Raw genomic sequence first — 19152 nt, forward strand, 5'->3', positions numbered from 1 at the left:
CATCACATATAATCAACTTTGACGTTAGCCGCATTGCGCCTGGGGTACACCGCGATTGGGCATTGCCGGGTAACGGCTGGGTTTTATGACCACGCCGGCGAATTTTCCTTCTCTGCCTTCAGGCATCAGAGGGACCATGAGCCTTGTAAGGCTTTAAAAGAGAGCAGCGCTATCGGCTTTTCGCCATATGCTTATTATGGTTTTCAGTATAATTTTACCGGCTGTTTCGCCGCTGAAAGCGGAATTATTCCTGCAGACGTCCTGGTGGTTAGCGTGCACCTGGGGTTTCGCTAATCCGCCATCGCGGCGCCGTGAACCCTATTCCTTATAATTAATAGCGTTAAGAAACGGATGTGTCTTAAGGTTATTTTAATGTTGTTGATAGCCATTCTTTTTTTATAGCATTTTCCTGTTCCTGTACGCCTGCTTTCAGTACATTTCGCTCTTTTTATTAGATGGTAATTGTTTGCATTATCATTCACATTTCTATGTGATTTAATCCTCTCCGGCCGGCTGCCAGTTTTAATTCGCCCACATATATTAAGGATTAGCTCATGCGTTTTCGCCTGGTGTCTTATTGTTCCGCTGCACTGATTGCTTCTTCCGCATTTATTGCCCCATCGGTTCTGGCTGCGACCAGCGGTGACGGGATTGTCGTTTATAACGCCCAGCATGAAAATCTGGTCAAGTCCTGGGTTGACGGCTTTACCAAAGAGACGGGAATTAAAGTGACGCTGCGTAACGGCGGCGACAGCGAGCTGGGTAACCAGCTGGTGCAGGAGGGAGCCGCATCCCCGGCGGATGTCTTCCTGACGGAAAACTCACCGGCCATGGTGCTGGTGGATAACGCGAAGCTGTTTGCGCCGCTGGCTGCCGAGACCCTTCAGCAGGTCGCGCCGGAATACCGTCCTGAACACGGACGCTGGATTGGCATTGCCGCCCGCAGCACCGTATTCGTCTACAATCCGGCGAAAATCAGCGAAGCGCAGCTGCCGAAATCTTTGATGGATCTGGCGCAACCTGAGTGGAAAGCGCGCTGGGCCGCGTCGCCGTCCGGCGCGGACTTCCAGGCTATCGTCAGCGCGATGCTGGCGCTGAAAGGCGAGCAGGCTACGCTCCAATGGCTGAAAGCGATGAAAACCAATTTTGTCGCCTACAAGGGAAATAGCACGGTCATGAAGGCGGTTAATGCCGGGCAGATTGACGGCGGCGTTATCTATCATTACTACCGTTTCGTTGACCAGGCGAAAACCGGTGAGAACAGTAAAAATACCCGCCTCTATTATTTTAAAAACCAGGATCCGGGCGCTTTTGTCAGCATCTCCGGCGGCGGCGTTCTGGCATCCAGCAAACACCAGCAACAGGCACAGGCCTTTATCAAGTGGATCACCGGCAAACAGGGACAAGAGCAGCTGCGCACCAACAACGCCTTTGAATATGCCGTTGGCGTCGATGCCGCGTCTAACCCGAAACTGACGCCGCTGAAAGCGTTAGACGCGCCGAAGGTCGAGCCGTCTACCCTGAACAGCAAAAAAGTGGTCGATTTAATGACCCAGGCTGGCCTGCTGTAATCGCCCGGTAGAGTGAACACGCCATGTCTTCTCTGAGTTTCGCGCTCGGGAAAAAAGCACAACGCCTGCCCGAGCGCCGGCGTCCTGCTTTTCCGATGATCGCTTTAGCCGTACTGTTTTCTCTGCTGGCGCTCCTGCCGCCGGGCTTTGTCATTGCCACAGGAATTGATACTGGCTGGGAGACAATCCAGGCGCTGGTCTTTCGTCCGCGCGTCGCTGAGCTGCTGAGCAACACGCTGTGGCTTATCGCGCTGACGGTACCCCTTTGCATTGCGCTGGGCGTAGGCCTGGCCTGGCTAACGGAGCGCACTTTGCTGGCGGCACGGCGAGTCTGGTCGGCTCTGGCGGTTGCGCCGCTGGCGATCCCGGCCTTTGTGCAAAGCTACGCCTGGGTCAGCGCGGTACCGTCAATGCACGGCCTTTCAGCCGGAGTTTTTCTTTCGCTGCTGGCCTATTATCCCTTTATCTATATGCCGGTTGCCGCCGTCCTGCGGCGTCTTGATCCGACGCTGGAAGATGTTGCCGCCTCATTAGGTACGCCACCGTGGCGGATCTTTTTTCGCGTGGTTTTGCCGCAGCTCCGGCTGGCGATATGCGGCGGCGCGCTGCTGGTGGCTCTGCATCTGCTGGCGGAGTTCGGCCTGTTCGCGATGGTGCGTTTTGACACCTTTACCACCGCTATCTATGACCAGTTCCAGTCAACCTTTAGCGGCCCGGCGGCGAACATGCTGGCCGGAGTGCTGGCGCTCTGCTGCCTGGCGATTTTACTGCTGGAGGGCGCGTCGCGGGGAAAAGCGCGCTATGCGCGTATTGGCTCAGGAGCCGCGCGCGAACAGCAGCGGCGGCCGCTGGGGCGCTGGGCTACGCTGCCGTTACAGCTCGCGCTGCTGACCCTGGTAATGCTGGCGCTGGGGGTACCGCTGATTGTGCTCTGCCGCTGGCTATGGCTGGGTGGCGTGGCGAACTGGCTGAACGCCGATCTCTGGCTCTCCCTGCGCCAGACGCTGCTGCTCGGCGCGGTTGGCGCGCTCCTCACCACCGTCTGCGCAATTCCTGTCGCCTGGCTGGGCGTTCGCTATCCGCAGCGCGTTTTTCGCCTGCTGGAGGCGTGTAACTACATCGCCAGCTCTCTGCCCGGCATCGTGACGGCACTGGCGCTGGTGACGATCGCCATTCACTACGCGCGGCCAATTTATCAGACCGAGGTGACGCTGCTTCTTGCCTGGCTGCTGATGTTTATGCCCAGAGCGCTGGTCAACCTGCGCGCCGGGATCGCTCAGGCCCCGGTCGAGCTGGAAAACGTGGCCCGCAGCTTAGGCCGCAGCCCCGGTCGGGCGCTGTGGAGCGTGACCATGCGGCTGGCGGCGCCGGGCGCGGCGGCAGGGGCGGCGCTGGTATTCCTCGGCATAACTAATGAACTGACCGCCACGCTGCTGCTCTCTCCGCTCGGCACCCGCACGCTGTCGACCGGCTTCTGGGCGTTAACCAGCGAAATTGACTATGTCGCCGCCGCGCCTTACGCGATGCTGATGATTCTGCTATCGCTGCCGCTGACCGGTATTCTCTATATTCAGTCGAAAAAAATCGCAGGTTTGTAACATGCTCGAACTCTCCTCTATCTCCAAATCTTTCGCCGGTACGCGGGTGCTTGATGGCCTGAATCTGACGGTGGCCGCGGGCAGCCGGACGGCGATTGTTGGCCCCTCCGGCTCCGGCAAAACCACGCTGCTGCGGATCCTCGCGGGGTTCGAAACGCCGGATGGCGGGCGCATTGTCATGCAGGGACGTACGCTGTTTACGCAGGGAACATTTATCCCCGCCCACCTGCGCGGGGTGGGCTTCGTGCCGCAGGAAGGCGCGCTGTTCCCGCATCTGAACGTCGCGGACAATATTGCCTGGGGGCTGGACGGCAGCCGTCAGGAGAAATACCGGCGGGTAGCGGCGTTGATGGAGATGGTCTCGCTGGACGGCCAGCTGGCGAGCCACTGGCCGCATGAAATCTCCGGCGGTCAGCAGCAGCGCGTGGCCCTGGCGCGAGCGCTGGCGCAGCGCCCGGCGCTGATGCTGCTTGATGAACCCTTTTCGGCGCTCGACACCGGGCTGCGCGCAACCACGCGCAAAGCGACCGCGGACCTGCTGGAACAGGCCGGGATAGCTTCGATCCTGGTGACGCACGACCAGAATGAAGCGCTCTCATTTGCCAGCCAGGTTGCGGTAATGCGTCAGGGGCGTTTTGCCCAGGTCGGCACGCCGTATGAGGTATACAGCCGCCCCGTTGATGAAGAGACCGCGCTGTTTCTTGGCGATGCGCTGATGCTGCCGGCCGAGTTTCACGGAGGCCGCGCGCGCTGCGCGATTGGCGAGATATCAACCGACAGTCCTGACGCCGCCGGCCCGGGTAGGGTGATGCTGCGCCCTGAACAATTGGTCATTTCAGCCTGTCCACCGGATGAATCAGCGCTGACCATCCGCGACGTCGATTTTAGCGGCCATTTATCCACGTTAACGCTGACCATGCCCGGCCTGCGTGAGCCGCTGCTCGTCAAAACCGTCAGCCAGCAGGTGTGGCGGCCGGGAGCAACGGTGCGCATTGACGTCAAAGATAAAGCTCGCGTTTTTGCTGGCTAGCGCGATAAGACTATAAATCAATACACAGGTTCGCCGACCGGCTACGCGAGCAGCACAGGGCAATCTGCTGCGTGCTGGCGGATTTCTCCGCCTCCGACTGCACGGTGTCTCGGTGGTCGATAACCCCCTCAATGACCGGCGTCAGGCAGACGCCGCAAATTCCCATTTCACAGGAGAGCGGAACGGCGACGCCGTTCTCCTTGAGTACCTGAGCAATGGTTTTATCCGCAGGAACCGGCCAGCGTTCACCCGTGGAAGCAAGCGTCACGCTAAAAGTTTCTCCCTGCGGGGCTGCGGCTGGCGTGGCGACGGGCTGGAAGGCTTCGCTATGGATCAGCATTTCCGCCCAGCCCTGTTCCAGAGCGGTCCGACGCGCGGCGGCCATAAATCCCTCTGGCCCGCAGAGATAAATCGGATGTCCGGTATGCGTATTGTTCAGCGCGGCGGCTAAATGTTGCCGGGCGCTGTCTCCTTCGCTTGAGTAGTGAATCACCACGCTTTCGGTGCTGAACCGCCGCTGCAGTTCGCGCACAAACGCCCCCTGCGAGCGGCTTTTCAGATAGTAGTGCAGCGTAAACGGCACGCCTTCAGCGTCCAGCCTTAGCACCATCGCATACAGCGGCGTAATCCCGATGCCGGCGGCCAGCAGCGTTACCCGCTCAGCCGCCTGTAAAGCAAACAGGTTTCGTGGGCGAGAAATCAACAGCGTCTGACCGGGGCGCAGCTGCTGGTGGATGTAGCGCGAGCCGCCGCGGGAAGACTTTTCCAGCGCCACGCAGATCAGATACCCGTCGTCGGCGCTCTGCGGGCCGGTAAGCGAATACTGGCGAATCACGCCGCACGGCAGATGAAGGTCAATATGCGCGCCTGGCTGCCAGGCGGGGAGCGGCTGACCGTTTTGCGCGACCAGCCGTACGGCAAGGCTCTGGCTGCCCTGACGCCACAGGCCGTCAACGATAACCTCTAAGATATCGCTCATGATAATTCTCCGCTTACACGAGGAAAAAATCGCCGAAGCCCATTTTCTTTAGCCCGCGTCGATAGGCGATAGAGCTGCGATCGGCGGGGATATGCGCTTCAAGGGTTAAATCCAGCGGTAATCTTTCCGGACGCTGGGTCTCCACCATCAGGCGATCTTCCTCAAAGACGCGCAGGTTAAAGGCGTAAACGTCCTCCACCGGCACGTGCAGATCGAAATTGCGCGCGATGGGCGCGAACATCCGGGTTATCCGCGAGGAAACCGGCGAGGCGGCGTTCATAATCACCAGCCTGGCGTCACCGGGAAAATGAATCGTCAGGGTGGCGGTAAACGGCAGATGCATCTCAAAATGACGCAGCCACTGGAAGCCCTCAGGTGCACGAAATTCAGAGCTGGCGGGATAATTGCCGACTGAACTCCAGTAATCGGCGATAAAACCAAACGCCGTCTCCTGCGGAGTGTAATTTGGCACCAGCTGGTTATCCGGATCGGCGAAGGTATCGGTATGGATCCAGGCAAAATGAGCGACATCCAGAAAGCCCTCAACCTGACGGCCCGCAAAGCCGTTGACTTCAAAGGCCGGGCAATTGATTTGCTGAAAGCCATCGTCGTGCCAGTGCGGCATCACCGGCAGCGGCAGCGGGTTTTCCGCATCGAAGGCCAGGCAGGTCCAGATCAGGCCATAGCGTTCCTCCACCGCAAAGCTGGTGAGGTTGAGCTTCGCCGGTACCGGCTGGTCGGGGCTGGAAGGGATGCGGTTGCAGCGGCCATCCTCACCGAAGCGCAGGCCGTGGTACGGGCAGACAATCCCTTCTTCATCGTGAAAACCGAGCGTCAGCGGTACGCCGCGATGGGGGCAGACGTCGCGTGCAACTACCACCTGGCCCTTAATACGATAGATAACCAGCTGTTCATCAAGCAGCGTGGCTTTTACCGGCGCGGGGCCGATATCGCAGGCGCGGGCGACCGGGTGCCAGCATTTTGCCAGCCGCAGCCAGTCTTCTGGCTCAAAGGTGCAATGGGCGGGTGGGCTGGGCTGTGGTTTGTTCATGGCTTCTCTTCCTGCTCACAAAAGCATTTGTTTAATTGTTGTGAGTTTATTGTTGCCATATTAGGGTGTTGACATCCATCAGCAATAATTCAGCTGGCTGTTGCAAAAAAGAGTACAGGTAAAGATGAGCCCATTTTCGCGTTTTGCTCTCTATTTTGCCGAAGTGGCCCGTAGCGGGAGCCTGCGGCGGGCGGCGGAAAAGCTGCATATTTCCGCTTCGGCGATTAATCGACAAATTTTGCAGGCGGAGGAGGATTTCGGTACGCCGCTGTTTGAACGCCTGCCGGAAGGGCTGCGCATGACCACCGCCGGAGAGCTGCTGTACGACAATCTGCTGCGCTGGCAAAAGGAGTTTCAGCTGACCCGGCAAAAGTTTGATGAGCTGCAGGGGCTGAAGCGCGGCACCGTGAGCCTCGGCATGGTGCAGGCGCTGGCGGAAGGGAGCTTTGCCGCCGCGCTGGCGGAAATCATCAGCAGCTGGCAGTGGCTGGAGCTGAATCTGCAGGTGGCGGATAGCCATACCGTCAGCCAGAAGGTGCGCCAGGCGGATCTCGATTTTGGCCTGATTCTGGATCCCGAAGGCCAGGCCGGGCTGAGCGTGCTGGCTTTTGCCGAGCTGGAGATGGGCGTGGTCATGCGCCCGGATCATCCGCAGGCAAATGCTGAAATGTTGTCGTTAGGCGAGCTCAGCGAGGAGCGGCATATTGTGCCCGGCGCGCCGCTGATCGTCCATGAGCGGGTCGCGATGCTCTATCGTCATTATGATTTTTCCCCGGCGAACACCATTGGCTGCAACGATATCCGCCTGATTAAGTCGCTGGTGCTGAAAGGCGGCGGCGTGACGATTCTCAGCCGCCTGGACGTTCTGGATGAGGTGAAGCTTGGTCAGCTGGCGTTTGTCCCGCTGCGCAACAGGCTGCTGCGGCCGCTTACCCTGGCCCTGTGCACCGCCCCTTCGCGCCAGCTTTCCCGTCCCGCGCAGATGGCGATCCAGAAACTGACCGCGGTGATGGAGGAGATACAGGGCGGGGCAGCGGGTTCGCCACCGTCTGCGTCCCGGTAGCCCGGACAGGCGCGCAGCGCCGCCTCCGGGAACAGGCCCGGCCTGAAATATCCTGCGGTTTGCTTCCCCGGCGGCGCTGCGCTGACCGGGGCTACGGGGGCACCAGCGTCTGCGTTCCGGTAGCCCGGACAGGCGCATAGCGCCGCCTCCGGGAGCAGGCCCGGTCTGAAATATCCTGCGGTTTGCTTCTCCGGCTGCGCTGACCGGGGCTACGGGTTCACTGCCGTTTGCATTCCGGTAGCCCGGCTAAGGCGTTTACGCCGCGAGCCGGGAGGGGCGCTGATACCAGGATCTTTACCCCAGCGGACCGCCCTGAATAGTTTCACACAGACCGTTGATGATCCGCTCCCCGGTCTCAGATTTCAGCTCCTGATACCAGGCTTGAGTCAGCGCCATATCTTTGCCGTGGGTCACGTCGCAACGTTTACGCGCCTTCAGCACCAGATCGCGGACCCGGTCGCAGCGCAGCGATTCATACTGACGCAACACCCCGACAATATCGTGGCTCTGGCGGAACAGATCCCCCAGCACCACCGCATCCTCAAGCGCCGCGCAGCCGCCCTGGCCGATATCCGGGGTAGTACTGTGTCCGGCGTCGCCCAGCAGCGCTACCCTGCCGTGAACCAGATTATCAAACGGCTCGATATCATGAATCTCAATGCGGTTGGTGGTCTGCGGATCGAGGGCGGCGATCAGCTTCTGCACCTGCGGCGCCCAGCCGCTGAAATAGCGGCTAAGATCCGCCCGCACGGTGCTGCGATCCTCGGCCAGTCCGGCCGGAAGCGGCACATCAAAGAAGAAGTAAAACCGCCCATCGGAGACCGGCATCAGCGACACGCGTTTTCCCTCGCCGACGAAGGTGGTCCACTGGTTGCCCGGCGCAATTGTCTCATCAATCTCTACCAGGCCGTTCCAGTTAACGTATCCCGCATAGCGGCGCTCCGGGGTATAGCCGAGCACGTACGGACGCAGCGCCGAATGGCTGCCGTCAGCGGCAATCAAAAAATCCCCCTCGGCCATCGACCCGTCGGCAAACCAGACGCGAACGCCGTCTGCGTGCTCTTCGCAGCGGGTGACCCGTTTAGCAAACTGCACCGCGTCGCGCCCCCAGAAGTCGAGCATCTCGCGCTGTAGCTCAGCGCGAGAAACCGGACAGGGACGGCCGCCGGTGCGCTCAATCAGCGGCGCCAGGCTGAACTGAGTCAGGTTCTCTCCCCGCAGATAATCCTTATAAGCGAGAAAATGCATTGGCCCGCCGTAGCTCTCGATAATATCGCCCATGCCCAGATGCTTCATACACTTCACGCCGTTAGGCCAGATGGAGATCGCCGCACCCACCGGCTTAATTTCTTTCACCGCTTCAAAGACTTCGCAGTGGATTCCTGCGTTTTTCAGCGCCACTGCCGCGCTCAGACCGCCAATTCCGCCGCCGATAACTAATGCTTTCATTTACTTCTCCTTAACATAAGTCGTTACTGGCTTGAGCAATTTGCGTACCACTTTGGCGCAGGCGCTGATTTCGCCGTCTGTCCTCCTCTGATTGCGTGATTCTGCACAAATATGGTGCGCAGTGGCCTGCCTGTTGCCTTTTTATGAATCAATAATTTCTAAAATTGAAAGTAAGAACCTAATGTTTCATTAGGGTGGCGAGGGAAATCTCTTTGCTATTACGGAAGATAAGGGTTTAACTATTTGAAAATTAAAGAATCGATTAAATGTTGCGTAAATGTGAGCGAGTTTGGCCTGTTTTGTGCACCCCTATCCGCACGCTTATTCGCAACGGGATAAAACGATCATGTCAGATGAAAACAACGGCGGTTTAATCTACGGCCTTGAGCAGCGGATCCCGCCGCTTCCGGCTTTTTTTAGCGCCCTACAGCACGTACTCGCCGGGCTGGTGGGGATCATCACGCCGCCGCTGATTATTGGCGCGGCGCTGGGGCTGGGGGAGTGGCTGCCCTATTTAATCAGCATGTCCCTGCTGGCATCAGGCATCGGCACCTTTTTACAGTCCAACCGCGTTTGGGGGATCGGCGCGGGCATGATCTGTATGCAGGGCACCAGCTTTGCGTTTCTCGACGTCGCCATTGCCGGCGGTATGTGGGTAAAAGGGCAGGGCGGCACGCCGCAGGATATTATGGCCATGCTGTTTGGCGTCAACTTTGTCGCCGCGCTGGTGCCCTGCCTCGTCAGCCGCTTTATTGAACCGCTGAAGCGCATTTTTACCCCGGTGATTACCGGCAGCGTCATTGCGCTAATTGGTATTAGCCTGATTAAAGTCAGCGTCATTAACTGGTGCGGCGGCGAGCAGGCTAAAGCCTTTGCCAGCACGAGCAATATTGCCCTCGGCGCGGTTACCCTGGGGACTATCGTTCTGCTGAGCTGCGCGAAAAATCGCTGGCTGCGCCTCTCTTCGGTGGTGGTGGGGATGGCCGTCGGCTGCGCGGCAGCAGCGCTTAGCGGAGCCTTCCAGCTTAAAGGCGTCGGCGATGTCTGGTTTCGCCTGCCGCAGCTGTTCCCGTTTGGTTTCCATTTCAACAGCGCCATTTTCTTGCCGATTGCGCTGGTGTCGCTGGTGTGCATTCTTGAGGCAGTAGGCGATCTGACGGCTAACTGCCTGATCTCCCGGCAGTCGATTGACGACGAGGCCTTCCGTTCACGGCTGAAAGGCGGCATCTTTGCCGATGGTATCAGCTGTATGGTGGCGGCGATGCTGTGCGCGTTTCCCAACACTACCTTTGCGCAAAACAACGGCGTGATTCAGATGACCGGCGTCGCCAGCCGCTACGTTGGCCGCTACATCGGAGGAATTTTGATTCTGCTCGGCCTGTTTCCGCCGTTCGGCGAGATACTGCGCCAGATCCCTGCGCCGGTGCTGGGCGGCGCGACGATGGTAATGTTTGGCTGCGTCGTGGCGGCGGGGATCCGCATCATTACCCAGAAGCCGCTGACCCGCCGCGATATGTTGATCGTTGGCCTGGCCTTTGGTTTTGGTCTCGGCATTGAAGCGGTCCCGGCGTTTCTGACCCACTTCCCGCCGATCGTCGGCAACCTGTTCGGTTCCGCGGCGACCAGCGGCGGGCTGGTGGCGATTATCCTCAATTTGCTGATTCCGGATGAGAAACAAGCCGTAGCGACGGTAACAAGGAGCACCGATGATCGCGCTGAATCACTTTAATCAGCTGACAGAAGAAGAGGCGACCTCTTTACTGAAGCCCTGCGTAGCCGTCTGCGGCTGGGCGGCGGCGCTTGCTGGCGGTCGGCCATGGCGAAGTCGCGCTGAATTGCTTGGCGCCGCGCAGCAGCTGATGGTGGGATGGGGTGAAGCGGAGCTCACCGAGGCGCTGAGCGCCCATCCGCGTATCGGCGAGAAGCCCGCCGGACAACAGGCCCACGCGGCGCTCTCGCGTCAGGAGCAGGGGGGCGTCAATGGCGACGACGCTGCGCTGGCGCAGGCGCTAAAAGAGGGCAACGCTCGCTACGAAGCGCGCTTTGGTAGAGTGTTTTTGATTCGCGCCAAAGGGCGCGGCGGAGAGGATATTCTGGCGGCGCTGTTGCGTCGGCTGCACAACAGCGATAGCGCAGAAGTGCAGGAGGCGTTAACGCAGCTGCGCGAAATCACCTTATTAAGACTGGAAGGAGCGATTGGCGAATGAGTACCTTAAGCACCCATATCCTGGATATCTCTACCGGCCGACCGGCGCAGGGCGTTAAGGTTGTGCTGGAGCGCGAAGGCGCGCGGGTTGCCAGCGGCGTTACCGATAATAATGGTCGTATTGGCGAACTGAGCGCCGGGCCGCTGGCGCCGGGGAGTTACCGGCTGAGCGCAGATATTGGCGAGTGGTTTGCCGCCAGCGGGCGCGAGACGCTGTATCTGAGCGCGCAGATTGATTTTGCTATCCGTGAGGCGAGCGATGAGCACTATCATTTACCGTTTTTAATCGCGCCCGGCGGCTGGTCCACCTATCGCGGCAGCTAAATGCCTCCGGCGGCGCTGTACGTTCAACGTCATCCGTAGTCTTGTAGCCCAGGTCAGGCGCTTGTGCCGCGACCCGGGAGGATCTTTGAATGAAAATCCTCTGCGGCTGGTTTTCCCGGCGGCGCTACGCTTGGCCGGGCTACACGTCCGCAGTCGCTTGTGGTCCGGTAGCCTGGGTCAGGCGCTTGTGCCGCGACCCGGGAGGATCTTTGAATGAAAATCCTCTGCGGCTGGTTTTCCCGGCGGCGCTACGCTTGGCCGGGCTACAGGTCCGCAGTCGCTTGTGATCCGGTAGCCCGGGTCAGGCGTTTGCGCCGCGACCCGGGAAAAAGCTACTCCGCTATTGCATCTCCCCATACTCGCTCGCCGTTTACCCACGTCTCGCTGATATTACGCTCATCGCCCAGAGTCATCAGGACGAACAGCTGCTCATAGATATCTTTGCAGCGCCCGCTGCGTAAGCGCTGCAGCGGCGTCACCGCCGGGTCGATTACCACAAAATCGGCCTCTTTCCCGGGCTGGAAATTACCAATCTTCTCATCAAGACGCAGAGCGCGCGCGCCGCCGAGAGTCGCATGGTAGAAGGCTTCGCTGGCGCGCAGGCGGTAGCTTTGCAGCTGGCTCACTTTATACGCCTCGCCAAGAGTGCGCAGCATACTGAACGTAGTGCCTGCGCCAACATCGCTACCGATACCCATCCGCACCTTGTGCTGCCAGCAGGCAGGTAAACGAAACAGGCCACTACCGAGGAACAGGTTTGAGGTCGGGCAAAAGGCCAGCGCCGAGCCGGTATCGTGCAGGCACTGCCACTCCGCATCCGCCAGATGAATGCCATGGGCAAATACGCTGCGCTCGCCGGTCAGTCGATAGTGATGATAAACATCCAGATAGTGTTCATGCTCCGGCCACAGGTTTTTTACCCACGCTACTTCATTGAGGTTTTCGCTCAGGTGGGTATGCAGCCAGGTATCGGGAAACTCTTCCCGCAGCTGCTGCACCGCCGCCAGTAGCTCCGGCGTTGAGGTCGGCGCGAAGCGCGGCGTTATGGCGTATCCCAGACGGCCGCGCAGGTGCCAGCGCTGAATCAGTTCGCGGGTTTGCCGGTAGCTCTGCTCCGCGCTTTCGCTCAGATACTCGGGCGCGTGGCGGTCCATCATCACTTTCCCGGCAATCAGGCGCATATTCAGCCGCAGCGCCTCGTTAAACAGGGCATCCACCGATTCAGGGTGCAGCGTACAAAAGACCAGCGCGGTGGTGGTGCCGTGGCTCAGCAGCTGGTTAACAAAAAATTGCGCGATCTCTGCGGCGTAGTCGGCGTCGGCAAACTGGCTCTCCACCGGAAAGGTGTAGGTAGTGAGCCACTCCAGCAGCTGCTCGCCAAATGCGCCAATCATTTCCGTCTGCGGATAGTGCACGTGGGCATCGACAAAGCCCGGCAGCAGCAGCTTACCGCGCAGGTCGCGATAGCCCTTCAGCGGATGCAGATAGCGTTCGCCCTCCTGCCAGGGCAGCAGTACCTGAACGCGTCCGTCCCGGAGAAACAAAATACCATCTTCCAGATAGCGCGCGTGGCGGGCGATTTCGTCAGCGCTATCGGCGACAGCGGCGATATCGAAAAATGCGCCGCGAACTGCGGCATGGTAGTCAAACATCAGATCTGCCTTTGGATTAGCGAAAGGATAGATGAATTGAGCAAGATTGATGCCAGTTTGCGCAGGAGAGACGCCGCCACGACGGGAAGCCGCGGCGGGGAAACCGGATCACTCTTTCTGCGCGAGAGGGCTGAAACCGGCGGTGGCGCCGACGCGCTCGTCGCGGGCAATCCAGCGATAGGCCGCGCCGCTGAGGAATACGCCGATAAACCAGCTAAAGTTGGCCACTGCGTGCAGCGATGGAATGAAGCTTATAACCAGACCAATGGCGACGGAAGGCACCAGCGCGGCAATCGCTTTTGGATTAAAGCCGTTGCGGTACCAGTACTGGCCTTTTGGCGTGTCGTCGAACAGGTCGTTGACCGAAACCTGCCCGCGCTTAATGATGTAGAAATCGACAATCAGGATACCGAACAGCGGGCCGATAAACGCCCCCAGCACGTCAAGGGTATAGTGGATAAGCTCCGGCGAGTTAAACAGATTCCACGGCGTCAGCAGAATAGAGCCCACGGCGGCAATCATCCCTCCGGTGCGAAAGCTGATTTTCTGCGGCGAACAGTTCGAGAAATCGAAGGCCGGAGAGACAAAGTTGGCCACGATATTGATCCCGATGGTGGCGGTGATCATGGTCAGCAGACCAATGGCGACCGCCAGGTCGTTGCCTACGCGGCTCACGGTCTCAATCGGGTCGGTGATCATGTGGCCAAACAGTGACTGGGTGCCGGAGACAATCACCACGGTCACGATGGAGAACAGCAGGAAGTTAAACGGCAGGCCCCAGCGGTTGCCGCGGCGGATCTCGTCCATGCTTTTACCATAGCGCGAGAAGTCGCCAAAGTTGAGCAGCGGGCCGGAGAAGTAGGAGACTACCAGCGCGGTGGCGGTGATCATCTGCCAGGTTTGCTCCCCGGCGCTCAGCGATTTGCTGGCGAGGGTAAAGGAGATCCCGTCAAAACCGGTTTTGTATACAATCCATCCCGCCAGCGCCAGCATCACCACATAGACCGCCGGACCGGCAATATCGATAAAGCGCTTAATCGCGTTCATCCCATGCCAGAAGACCATCGCCTGCAGCAGCCACATGATGGCGAAGCACAGCCAGCCAAGATGCGACAGGCCCAGGAAGCTGGATGCGGTGAGGATCGACAGCGACGGCCAGAATTTCAGCAGCACCAGCATCAGCGCGTTAGCGGCGAGATAAGTCTGAATGCCGTACCACGCGAAAGCGATCAGCCCGCGGATCACCGCTGGAATATTGGCGCCGAACACGCCGAAAGCCTGACGACAGATCACCGCGTAGGGTACGCCCGCCATCTGGCTGGGCTTCGCCACCAGGTTGGCGCACAGCTGAACGATACAGATTCCCACCAGCAGGCACAGCAGCACTTGCCAGCTCGCCAGGCCAAGGGTAAAGAAGCTTGCGGCCACTACGTAGCCTCCCATGCTGTGTACGTCCGACATCCAGAAAGAAAAGATGTTGTACCAGCTCCAGTTCCGATCGCGCGTCGGCGCCAGATCCTCATTGCAAAGCCGTGGGCTGTATCCAGCGTGGGGATCGGCGGCCTTAACCTGATGCGTAGTTTGTATATCTGGCATGAAACCTGCTCCTGTGAATGAAAACCCTTTAAACGGATTGCTGAGGCTATTGCAGGATTCAGGCCAGAATGGTTAATTTTGTATACAATAATTGAATTTTATGTATACGATTTGATGTCGAAAAGTAAAATTTGGAGTGGTTAATGAGCAACCAACCTCGTCTGCAGGCCGCGCCAGAGCAGCAAGATAAAGACGAATCCATCTATCAGGCGCTGATGACCGCAATCGTCGAGCATCAGCTACCGCCGGGAAGCAAACTGCCGGAAGAGGCGCTGGCGGAGGTGTTTGGCGTGAGCCGCACCGGGATCAGAAAGGTGCTGCAACGACTCGCCACTGTGCAAATGGTCACCTTAACGCCCAAACGTGGTGCACAGGTCGCCAGCCCGACGGTAGAGGAAGCGCAGGAGATCTTTCGTACCCGCGCGCTGCTGGAAGTGGCGAACCTGCCGGATGTGCTGGCCCGCTGCCGGCCTCCGCATCTGGCGGCGCTGGAAGCGATTACTCATCAGGAGCAGCAGGCCCATGAAAGCTATAACGGCCCGGCGGCGATCCGCTACTCCGCCGAGTTTCATATCCAGCTGCAGGCAATTTCCGGCAATCAGGTGCTCACCGAAATGGTGACTCGCCTGAGCCAGCGCTCTTCATTAGTTATTGCAGCGTGGGGATCGCCGTGGCGTCAGGGCTGCCGCTGCGACGATCACGAACGGCTGATCCAGCGATTGCGCGATAAGGCGCTGCAGCCCCTGAGCGATGAGCTAACGCACCATTTTGAACATATTGTCGCCAGTCTCTGCTTTGAGCGTTCTGGCGTGACCCTGCCTGATTTTGCCCGGCTGTTTGCCGGCTATAAGGAGCCTTAATGGCCGCTGTTTGTATACAAGTGATCAATCCCAACACCAGCCCCGGCATGACGGAAACCATCGGCGCCGCCGCGCGGGCGGTGGCCGCGCCGGGAACCGAGATTCTGGCGGTCTGCCCCGCCGAGGGCGTATCGTCAATTGAGGGCCACTTCGATGAAGCTATCGCCGCCGTCGGCGTGCTCGAGCAAATTAAGGCCGGTCGACAGCAGGGCGTTGATGGTCACGTGATCGCCTGTTTTGGCGACCCCGGGCTGCTGGCGGCGCGCGAGCTGGCGCAGGGGCCGGTGGTGGGGATTGCCGAAGCGGCGATGCATATGGCGACGCTGGTAGCCACCCGTTTCTCCATCGTGACCACGCTGCCGCGCACCCTGATTATCGCCCGCCACCTGCTGCACCAGTACGGTTTTCATGACCACTGCGCGGCCCTGCACGCCATCGATTTACCGGTGCTGGCGCTGGAGGACGGTAGCGGTGTGGCGCAGGAGAAGGTGCGCGCGCGCTGTATTCAGGCGCTAAAAGAGGACGGCTGCGGGGCCATCGTGCTGGGCTGCGGTGGGATGGCGACGCTGGCTCAGGAGCTGACTCGCGAGCTGCGCGTACCGGTGATCGACGGCGTCAGCGCGGCGGTCAAAATGGTTGAGTCGCTGGTGGCGTTAGGCCTGTCGACCAGCAAGCAGGGCGATTTGGCCTTTCCGGAAAGCAAGGCGTTAAGCGGCAAATTTCAGGCATTAAACCCGTTTTAAATTGAAGAGGTGGCAGATGGCATTTTTGGCAGACGATTATCCGCGCGACCTGCGCGGCTACGGCGGACAGCCGCCGCACGCGCAATGGCCGAACAACGCGCGCATCGCCGTGCAGTTTGTTTTGAACTATGAAGAGGGCTCGGAAAACCACGTGCTGCACGGTGACGCCGGTTCCGAACAATTTCTGTCCGATATTATCGGCGCCGCCAGCTATCCTGACCGCCATATGTCGATGGACTCATTATATGAGTACGGCAGCCGCACCGGTTTCTGGCGTATTCATAATGAGTTCAGCAAGCGTGGACTGCCGCTGACCGTGTTCGGGGTCGCCATGGCGCTGGCGCGGCATCCCGAGGTGGTCGAGGCGATTAAAGCGGCGAACTATGACGTGGTCAGTCACGGCTGGCGCTGGATCCATTACCAGAATATGTCCATTGAGCAGGAGCGGGAGCATCTTCATACAGCCGTTCAGGTATTAACCGACCTGTTTGGCAAACCGCCCACCGGCTGGTACACCGGGCGCGACAGCCCCAATACTCGCCAGCTGGTGGTGGAGCACGGCGGTTTTGATTACGACAGCGACTACTATGGCGACGATCTGCCGTTCTGGAGCGAAGTGGCGTGCGGCGACGGGACGCGTAAGCCGCACCTGATCGTGCCGTATACCCTCGACGCCAACGATATGCGCTTCGCCACCGCCCAGGGATTTAATACCGCCGAGCAGTTTTACACCTATCTGAAAGACAGCTTTGATGTGCTGTATGAAGAGGGTGCCAGCGCGCCGAAGATGATGTCTATTGGTATGCACTGCCGCCTGCTGGGCCGCCCGGGCCGCTTCCGCGCGCTGCAGCGTTTCCTCGATTATGTTCAGCAGCACGACCAGGTTTGGGTCTGTACCCGTCAGCAGATCGCCGACCACTGGCGCGAATTTCATCCGTTTAGAGGGTAAAGTCGTTCCCCGGGTCGCGCCGCAAGCAGCTTACCCGGGCTACTGGACTGCAGGCGCGAGTTAACCCGTAGCCCGGGGAAGCGTAGCGCAACCCGGGGGGATTCCCTTAACTCATCAAACTGACCTGAGCGGCAACGATGCGCCAGCCAAAGGGGAAGCGCACCCAGGTTTGCTGCTGGCGGCCGATGCGCTCGCTGCCTGCGCGGGTAAATTCGGTGCTGCACACCGCGTAATCCTCACCAAAGGTGGTAATGGTGGTATGCCGCAGCTCGCGCTGCAGGCCGGCAGCCGGACGGACGGCGCGAAAGGCGCGTATTGCATCGATACCGTAAAGATTTTCCCCGGCCCCCAGCCGCACCGTGCGCTTATCGTGCCAGAACAGCTCATCCAGCACCGCGATATCGTTGCTCACCAGCGCTTCCTCATAGCGGTAAAACGCCGCCGTCACCTCGGCGAGGACCGACGGGCGATTAATCTGCTCTGGTGTCATCATGCCGCGACCTCCGCTGGACGGGCGTCGGTGATGCCCATCTCTTCCAGCGCCCGCGCCGCGCGCAGGCAGGCTTGTTCGTTAAAGGGCGCGGCAATCAGCTGCAGACCAATCGGCTGCCCGCTCGTCGTGCGCAGCGGTACCGTGACGACCGGCAGGCCAAGGAAGGAAATCGGCTGGGTCAACATTCCCATACTGGCGCGAATCGGCAGCGGCTGGCCGTTGATCTCCATGGTTTGCGCGCCGATGAGCGTCGCGCTGCACGGTGTGGCCGGGGCGATCAGCACATCCGCATGACTGAACAGGGTTTTAAATGCCTGCTGCGCGTGGCGCCGGAAGCGCTGGGCCTGAAGGTACCAGGCCGACGGGATCATTGCGCCCGCCAGCAGGCGCTCGCGGGAGTTCGGCTCAAAACGTTCGGGCTGGCTCCGCAGCGCGGGCAGGTACTGGTTACCGCCCTCGGCGGCGCTGATAATAAACGCCGCCGAGCGGGCCAGTTCGGCCTCCGGGAACATCAGCTCCTCATGCGCCTCTAGGGCGCGGGCAACGCTGGCAACCGCCGCACGGGCATCGTCATCGCACCATGTCGTAAAATAGCCGCCGAGCGCGGCGCAGCGCAGGCCATCGAGACCACGCTGCAGCAGATTGATCGTGCGCTCGCTGGCCTTGTCGGCCTGAAAACCATCGGCGGGATCGCGACCCTGCAGCGCGTCGTAAACCGCCGCAAGATCGCCGACGCTGCGGGCAAACGGGCCAATATGGTCAAGGCTGGCGACGAACGGATGGCTGCCGGAACGCGACAGACGGCTGAAGGTCGGCTTCAGACCAAAAATCCCGCACAGCGAGGCCGGGACGCGGATGGAGCCGTTGGTATCGCTGCCCAACGAAAAATGCACCAGCCCGGCAGCCACCGCGGCCGCCGATCCGCCAGAAGAGCCGCCGGCGATGCGCGAAAGATCGTGCGGGTTATGCGTCGCCCCGTAGTGGCTGTTTTCGGTGGTAAAACCGTAGGCGTAGGCATCCATATTCAGCATGCCGGAGAGCAGCGCGCCCGCGCTGTGCAGCTGGCGTACCGCCCAGCTATCGGCAGTTGCCGCAGGACGCTCGCTTAGCAGTCGTGCTCCGGCAAGCGTCGTGTGTCCGGCAACATCGAACAGATTTTTTACCGCGTAAGGAACGCCTGCCAGCGCGGGGAGGGGCTTTTTTTCCCGCCGCAGGGTGTCGATATTCTCCGCCTCAGCCAGCATGCGTTTTTCGCTGACGTGGGTCCAGGCGTTGATTTGCGGATTAACCCGCGCGATGTTCTCCAGCGTGTGGCGGGCAATCTCTTTGGCGCTGAGCTCACCGGTGCCCAGCGCATGCTGTATGTCATGAATCGTCATTTCAGGCAGCTTCATGCTTTATAGACTCCGGCGATTTCGACGCGCTCGTCGAGGGGATAGGCCAGCAGCGGCCCGGCCATGGCGGCAATGCGGCTAAACTGGATTCTGAGCTCTGCGCGGCGCGTATCGTCCAGCTCCAGCGCCAGCAGCTGTTCCATTTGTGTGAGGTAAGCGTCCCATTCGTTGTGCGGTATGTTCATCATCGGCTC

Annotated in this window: 17 protein-coding genes and 1 pseudogene; 10 read left to right on the forward strand and 8 right to left on the reverse strand. The window is 59.8% G+C overall.

Features of this window, described 5'->3' with window-relative positions; all coding sequences use genetic code 11:
* Positions 1 to 554: 554 nt before the first annotated feature.
* Genes GJ746_RS09555 through GJ746_RS09565 form a run of 3 tightly spaced genes read left to right on the forward strand, consistent with a single transcriptional unit; the run spans position 555 to position 4199 of the window.
* On the forward strand, positions 555 to 1571 hold the full coding sequence (locus GJ746_RS09555) for an iron ABC transporter substrate-binding protein (RefSeq protein ID WP_154679976.1): 1017 nt from the start codon (positions 555 to 557) through the stop codon (positions 1569 to 1571).
* A gap of 23 nt (positions 1572 to 1594) precedes the next feature.
* Positions 1595 to 3169, forward strand: coding sequence for an ABC transporter permease (locus GJ746_RS09560; protein ID WP_195908816.1), 1575 nt, complete (start codon positions 1595 to 1597; stop codon positions 3167 to 3169).
* Between the two features lies 1 nt (position 3170).
* Positions 3171 to 4199: an ABC transporter ATP-binding protein gene (locus GJ746_RS09565; protein ID WP_154679977.1), complete on the forward strand. Its 1029-nt coding sequence runs from the start codon at positions 3171 to 3173 to the stop codon at positions 4197 to 4199.
* A gap of 10 nt (positions 4200 to 4209) precedes the next feature.
* On the opposite strand, the gene GJ746_RS09570 is transcribed toward GJ746_RS09565, so the two are convergent.
* Positions 4210 to 5178, reverse strand: coding sequence for a PDR/VanB family oxidoreductase (locus tag GJ746_RS09570; RefSeq protein WP_154679978.1), 969 nt, complete (start codon positions 5176 to 5178; stop codon positions 4210 to 4212).
* Positions 5179 to 5191: 13 nt separating this feature from the next.
* On the reverse strand, positions 5192 to 6229 hold the full coding sequence (gene hpxD / locus GJ746_RS09575) for a molybdenum cofactor-independent xanthine hydroxylase subunit HpxD (RefSeq protein WP_154679979.1): 1038 nt from the start codon (positions 6227 to 6229) through the stop codon (positions 5192 to 5194).
* Positions 6230 to 6353: 124 nt separating this feature from the next.
* Here hpxD and hpxR point away from each other — a divergent pair, with 124 nt between their 5' ends.
* Positions 6354 to 7292 carry a LysR family hpxDE operon transcriptional regulator HpxR gene (hpxR, locus tag GJ746_RS09580; protein ID WP_154679980.1) on the forward strand — a complete coding sequence of 313 codons (939 nt, stop codon included), beginning with the start codon at positions 6354 to 6356 and terminating at the stop codon, positions 7290 to 7292.
* 294 nt (positions 7293 to 7586) lie between these two features.
* Here hpxR and hpxO read toward each other — a convergent pair whose 3' ends face one another.
* Positions 7587 to 8741 carry an FAD-dependent urate hydroxylase HpxO gene (gene hpxO, locus GJ746_RS09585; protein ID WP_154679981.1) on the reverse strand — a complete coding sequence of 385 codons (1155 nt, stop codon included), beginning with the start codon at positions 8739 to 8741 and terminating at the stop codon, positions 7587 to 7589.
* Positions 8742 to 9087: 346 nt separating this feature from the next.
* Here hpxO and GJ746_RS09590 point away from each other — a divergent pair, with 346 nt between their 5' ends.
* From GJ746_RS09590 to uraH, 3 genes are read left to right on the forward strand one after another with little or no spacing between them, the layout of a single operon-like run.
* The gene (locus GJ746_RS09590) at positions 9088 to 10470 is read left to right on the forward strand and encodes a nucleobase:cation symporter-2 family protein (protein ID WP_154679982.1); all 1383 of its coding nucleotides are present in this window, start codon (positions 9088 to 9090) and stop codon (positions 10468 to 10470) included.
* Positions 10448 to 10948 (forward strand): 2-oxo-4-hydroxy-4-carboxy-5-ureidoimidazoline decarboxylase, encoded by a 501-nt coding sequence (uraD, locus tag GJ746_RS09595; protein ID WP_154679983.1) that lies wholly within the window; start codon positions 10448 to 10450, stop codon positions 10946 to 10948. Before GJ746_RS09590 ends, uraD begins: the two co-directional genes overlap by 23 nt.
* Positions 10945 to 11271: a hydroxyisourate hydrolase gene (uraH, locus tag GJ746_RS09600; protein ID WP_154679984.1), complete on the forward strand. Its 327-nt coding sequence runs from the start codon at positions 10945 to 10947 to the stop codon at positions 11269 to 11271. Before uraD ends, uraH begins: the two co-directional genes overlap by 4 nt.
* Positions 11272 to 11603: 332 nt before the next feature.
* On the opposite strand, the gene guaD is transcribed toward uraH, so the two are convergent.
* Both guaD and GJ746_RS09610 read right to left on the reverse strand, forming a co-directional pair.
* The gene (guaD, locus tag GJ746_RS09605; RefSeq protein ID WP_154679985.1) at positions 11604 to 12923 is read right to left on the reverse strand and encodes a guanine deaminase; all 1320 of its coding nucleotides are present in this window, start codon (positions 12921 to 12923) and stop codon (positions 11604 to 11606) included.
* 108 nt (positions 12924 to 13031) lie between these two features.
* Complete coding sequence (locus GJ746_RS09610) at positions 13032 to 14519, reverse strand: NCS1 family nucleobase:cation symporter-1 (protein ID WP_154679986.1); 1488 nt, start codon at positions 14517 to 14519, stop codon at positions 13032 to 13034.
* A 143-nt stretch (positions 14520 to 14662) separates the two neighbouring features.
* Between GJ746_RS09610 and GJ746_RS09615 the strand changes: the two genes are divergently transcribed.
* The 3 genes and pseudogenes from GJ746_RS09615 to puuE all read left to right on the forward strand — a co-directional run bounded on the left by GJ746_RS09615 (position 14663) and on the right by puuE (position 17071).
* Complete coding sequence (locus GJ746_RS09615) at positions 14663 to 15379, forward strand: GntR family transcriptional regulator (protein ID WP_154679987.1); 717 nt, start codon at positions 14663 to 14665, stop codon at positions 15377 to 15379.
* A pseudogene (gene hpxA, locus GJ746_RS09620) lies at positions 15379 to 16254 on the forward strand (allantoin racemase). Before GJ746_RS09615 ends, hpxA begins: the two are co-directional and overlap by 1 nt.
* Entirely contained in the window at positions 16139 to 17071 is a 933-nt protein-coding gene (gene puuE / locus GJ746_RS09625) for an allantoinase PuuE (RefSeq protein ID WP_154679989.1), read from the forward strand. The pseudogene hpxA and the gene puuE overlap by 116 nt, the downstream one beginning before the upstream one ends.
* A gap of 106 nt (positions 17072 to 17177) precedes the next feature.
* On the opposite strand, the gene hpxZ is transcribed toward puuE, so the two are convergent.
* The 3 genes from hpxZ to hpxX are packed head-to-tail and all read right to left on the reverse strand — an operon-like array spanning position 17178 to position 19143.
* Positions 17178 to 17564 (reverse strand): oxalurate catabolism protein HpxZ, encoded by a 387-nt coding sequence (hpxZ, locus tag GJ746_RS09630; protein ID WP_154679990.1) that lies wholly within the window; start codon positions 17562 to 17564, stop codon positions 17178 to 17180.
* Positions 17561 to 18958 (reverse strand): AtzE family amidohydrolase, encoded by a 1398-nt coding sequence (locus GJ746_RS09635; RefSeq protein ID WP_154679991.1) that lies wholly within the window; start codon positions 18956 to 18958, stop codon positions 17561 to 17563. Before GJ746_RS09635 ends, hpxZ begins: the two co-directional genes overlap by 4 nt.
* Positions 18955 to 19143, reverse strand: a complete 189-nt coding sequence (gene hpxX, locus GJ746_RS09640; RefSeq protein WP_154682680.1) for an oxalurate catabolism protein HpxX — start codon at positions 19141 to 19143, stop codon at positions 18955 to 18957. Before hpxX ends, GJ746_RS09635 begins: the two co-directional genes overlap by 4 nt.
* Between the last annotated feature and the right edge of the window lie 9 nt (positions 19144 to 19152).

This window comes from Klebsiella oxytoca (assembly GCF_009707385.1).
Taxonomy (GTDB): Bacteria; Pseudomonadota; Gammaproteobacteria; order Enterobacterales; family Enterobacteriaceae; genus Klebsiella; species Klebsiella oxytoca_C.

What these genes read in the sequence shown, in the direction of transcription:
- hpxO (WP_154679981.1), bottom strand. Translation starts at nt 8,741, where the DNA reads ATGAAAGCATTAGTTATCGGCGGCGGAATTGGCGGTCTGAGCGCGGCA.
- guaD (WP_154679985.1), bottom strand. Translation starts at nt 12,923, where the DNA reads ATGTTTGACTACCATGCCGCAGTTCGCGGCGCATTTTTCGATATCGCC.
- GJ746_RS09560 (WP_195908816.1), top strand. Translation starts at nt 1,595, where the DNA reads ATGTCTTCTCTGAGTTTCGCGCTCGGGAAAAAAGCACAACGCCTGCCC.
- hpxD (WP_154679979.1), bottom strand. Translation starts at nt 6,229, where the DNA reads ATGAACAAACCACAGCCCAGCCCACCCGCCCATTGCACCTTTGAGCCA.
- GJ746_RS09570 (WP_154679978.1), bottom strand. Translation starts at nt 5,178, where the DNA reads ATGAGCGATATCTTAGAGGTTATCGTTGACGGCCTGTGGCGTCAGGGC.
- hpxX (WP_154682680.1), bottom strand. Translation starts at nt 19,143, where the DNA reads ATGAACATACCGCACAACGAATGGGACGCTTACCTCACACAAATGGAA.
- hpxR (WP_154679980.1), top strand. Translation starts at nt 6,354, where the DNA reads ATGAGCCCATTTTCGCGTTTTGCTCTCTATTTTGCCGAAGTGGCCCGT.
- uraD (WP_154679983.1), top strand. Translation starts at nt 10,448, where the DNA reads ATGATCGCGCTGAATCACTTTAATCAGCTGACAGAAGAAGAGGCGACC.
- GJ746_RS09615 (WP_154679987.1), top strand. Translation starts at nt 14,663, where the DNA reads ATGAGCAACCAACCTCGTCTGCAGGCCGCGCCAGAGCAGCAAGATAAA.
- puuE (WP_154679989.1), top strand. Translation starts at nt 16,139, where the DNA reads ATGGCATTTTTGGCAGACGATTATCCGCGCGACCTGCGCGGCTACGGC.
- GJ746_RS09590 (WP_154679982.1), top strand. Translation starts at nt 9,088, where the DNA reads ATGTCAGATGAAAACAACGGCGGTTTAATCTACGGCCTTGAGCAGCGG.
- uraH (WP_154679984.1), top strand. Translation starts at nt 10,945, where the DNA reads ATGAGTACCTTAAGCACCCATATCCTGGATATCTCTACCGGCCGACCG.
- hpxZ (WP_154679990.1), bottom strand. Translation starts at nt 17,564, where the DNA reads ATGATGACACCAGAGCAGATTAATCGCCCGTCGGTCCTCGCCGAGGTG.
- GJ746_RS09635 (WP_154679991.1), bottom strand. Translation starts at nt 18,958, where the DNA reads ATGAAGCTGCCTGAAATGACGATTCATGACATACAGCATGCGCTGGGC.
- GJ746_RS09565 (WP_154679977.1), top strand. Translation starts at nt 3,171, where the DNA reads ATGCTCGAACTCTCCTCTATCTCCAAATCTTTCGCCGGTACGCGGGTG.
- GJ746_RS09555 (WP_154679976.1), top strand. Translation starts at nt 555, where the DNA reads ATGCGTTTTCGCCTGGTGTCTTATTGTTCCGCTGCACTGATTGCTTCT.
- GJ746_RS09610 (WP_154679986.1), bottom strand. Translation starts at nt 14,519, where the DNA reads ATGCCAGATATACAAACTACGCATCAGGTTAAGGCCGCCGATCCCCAC.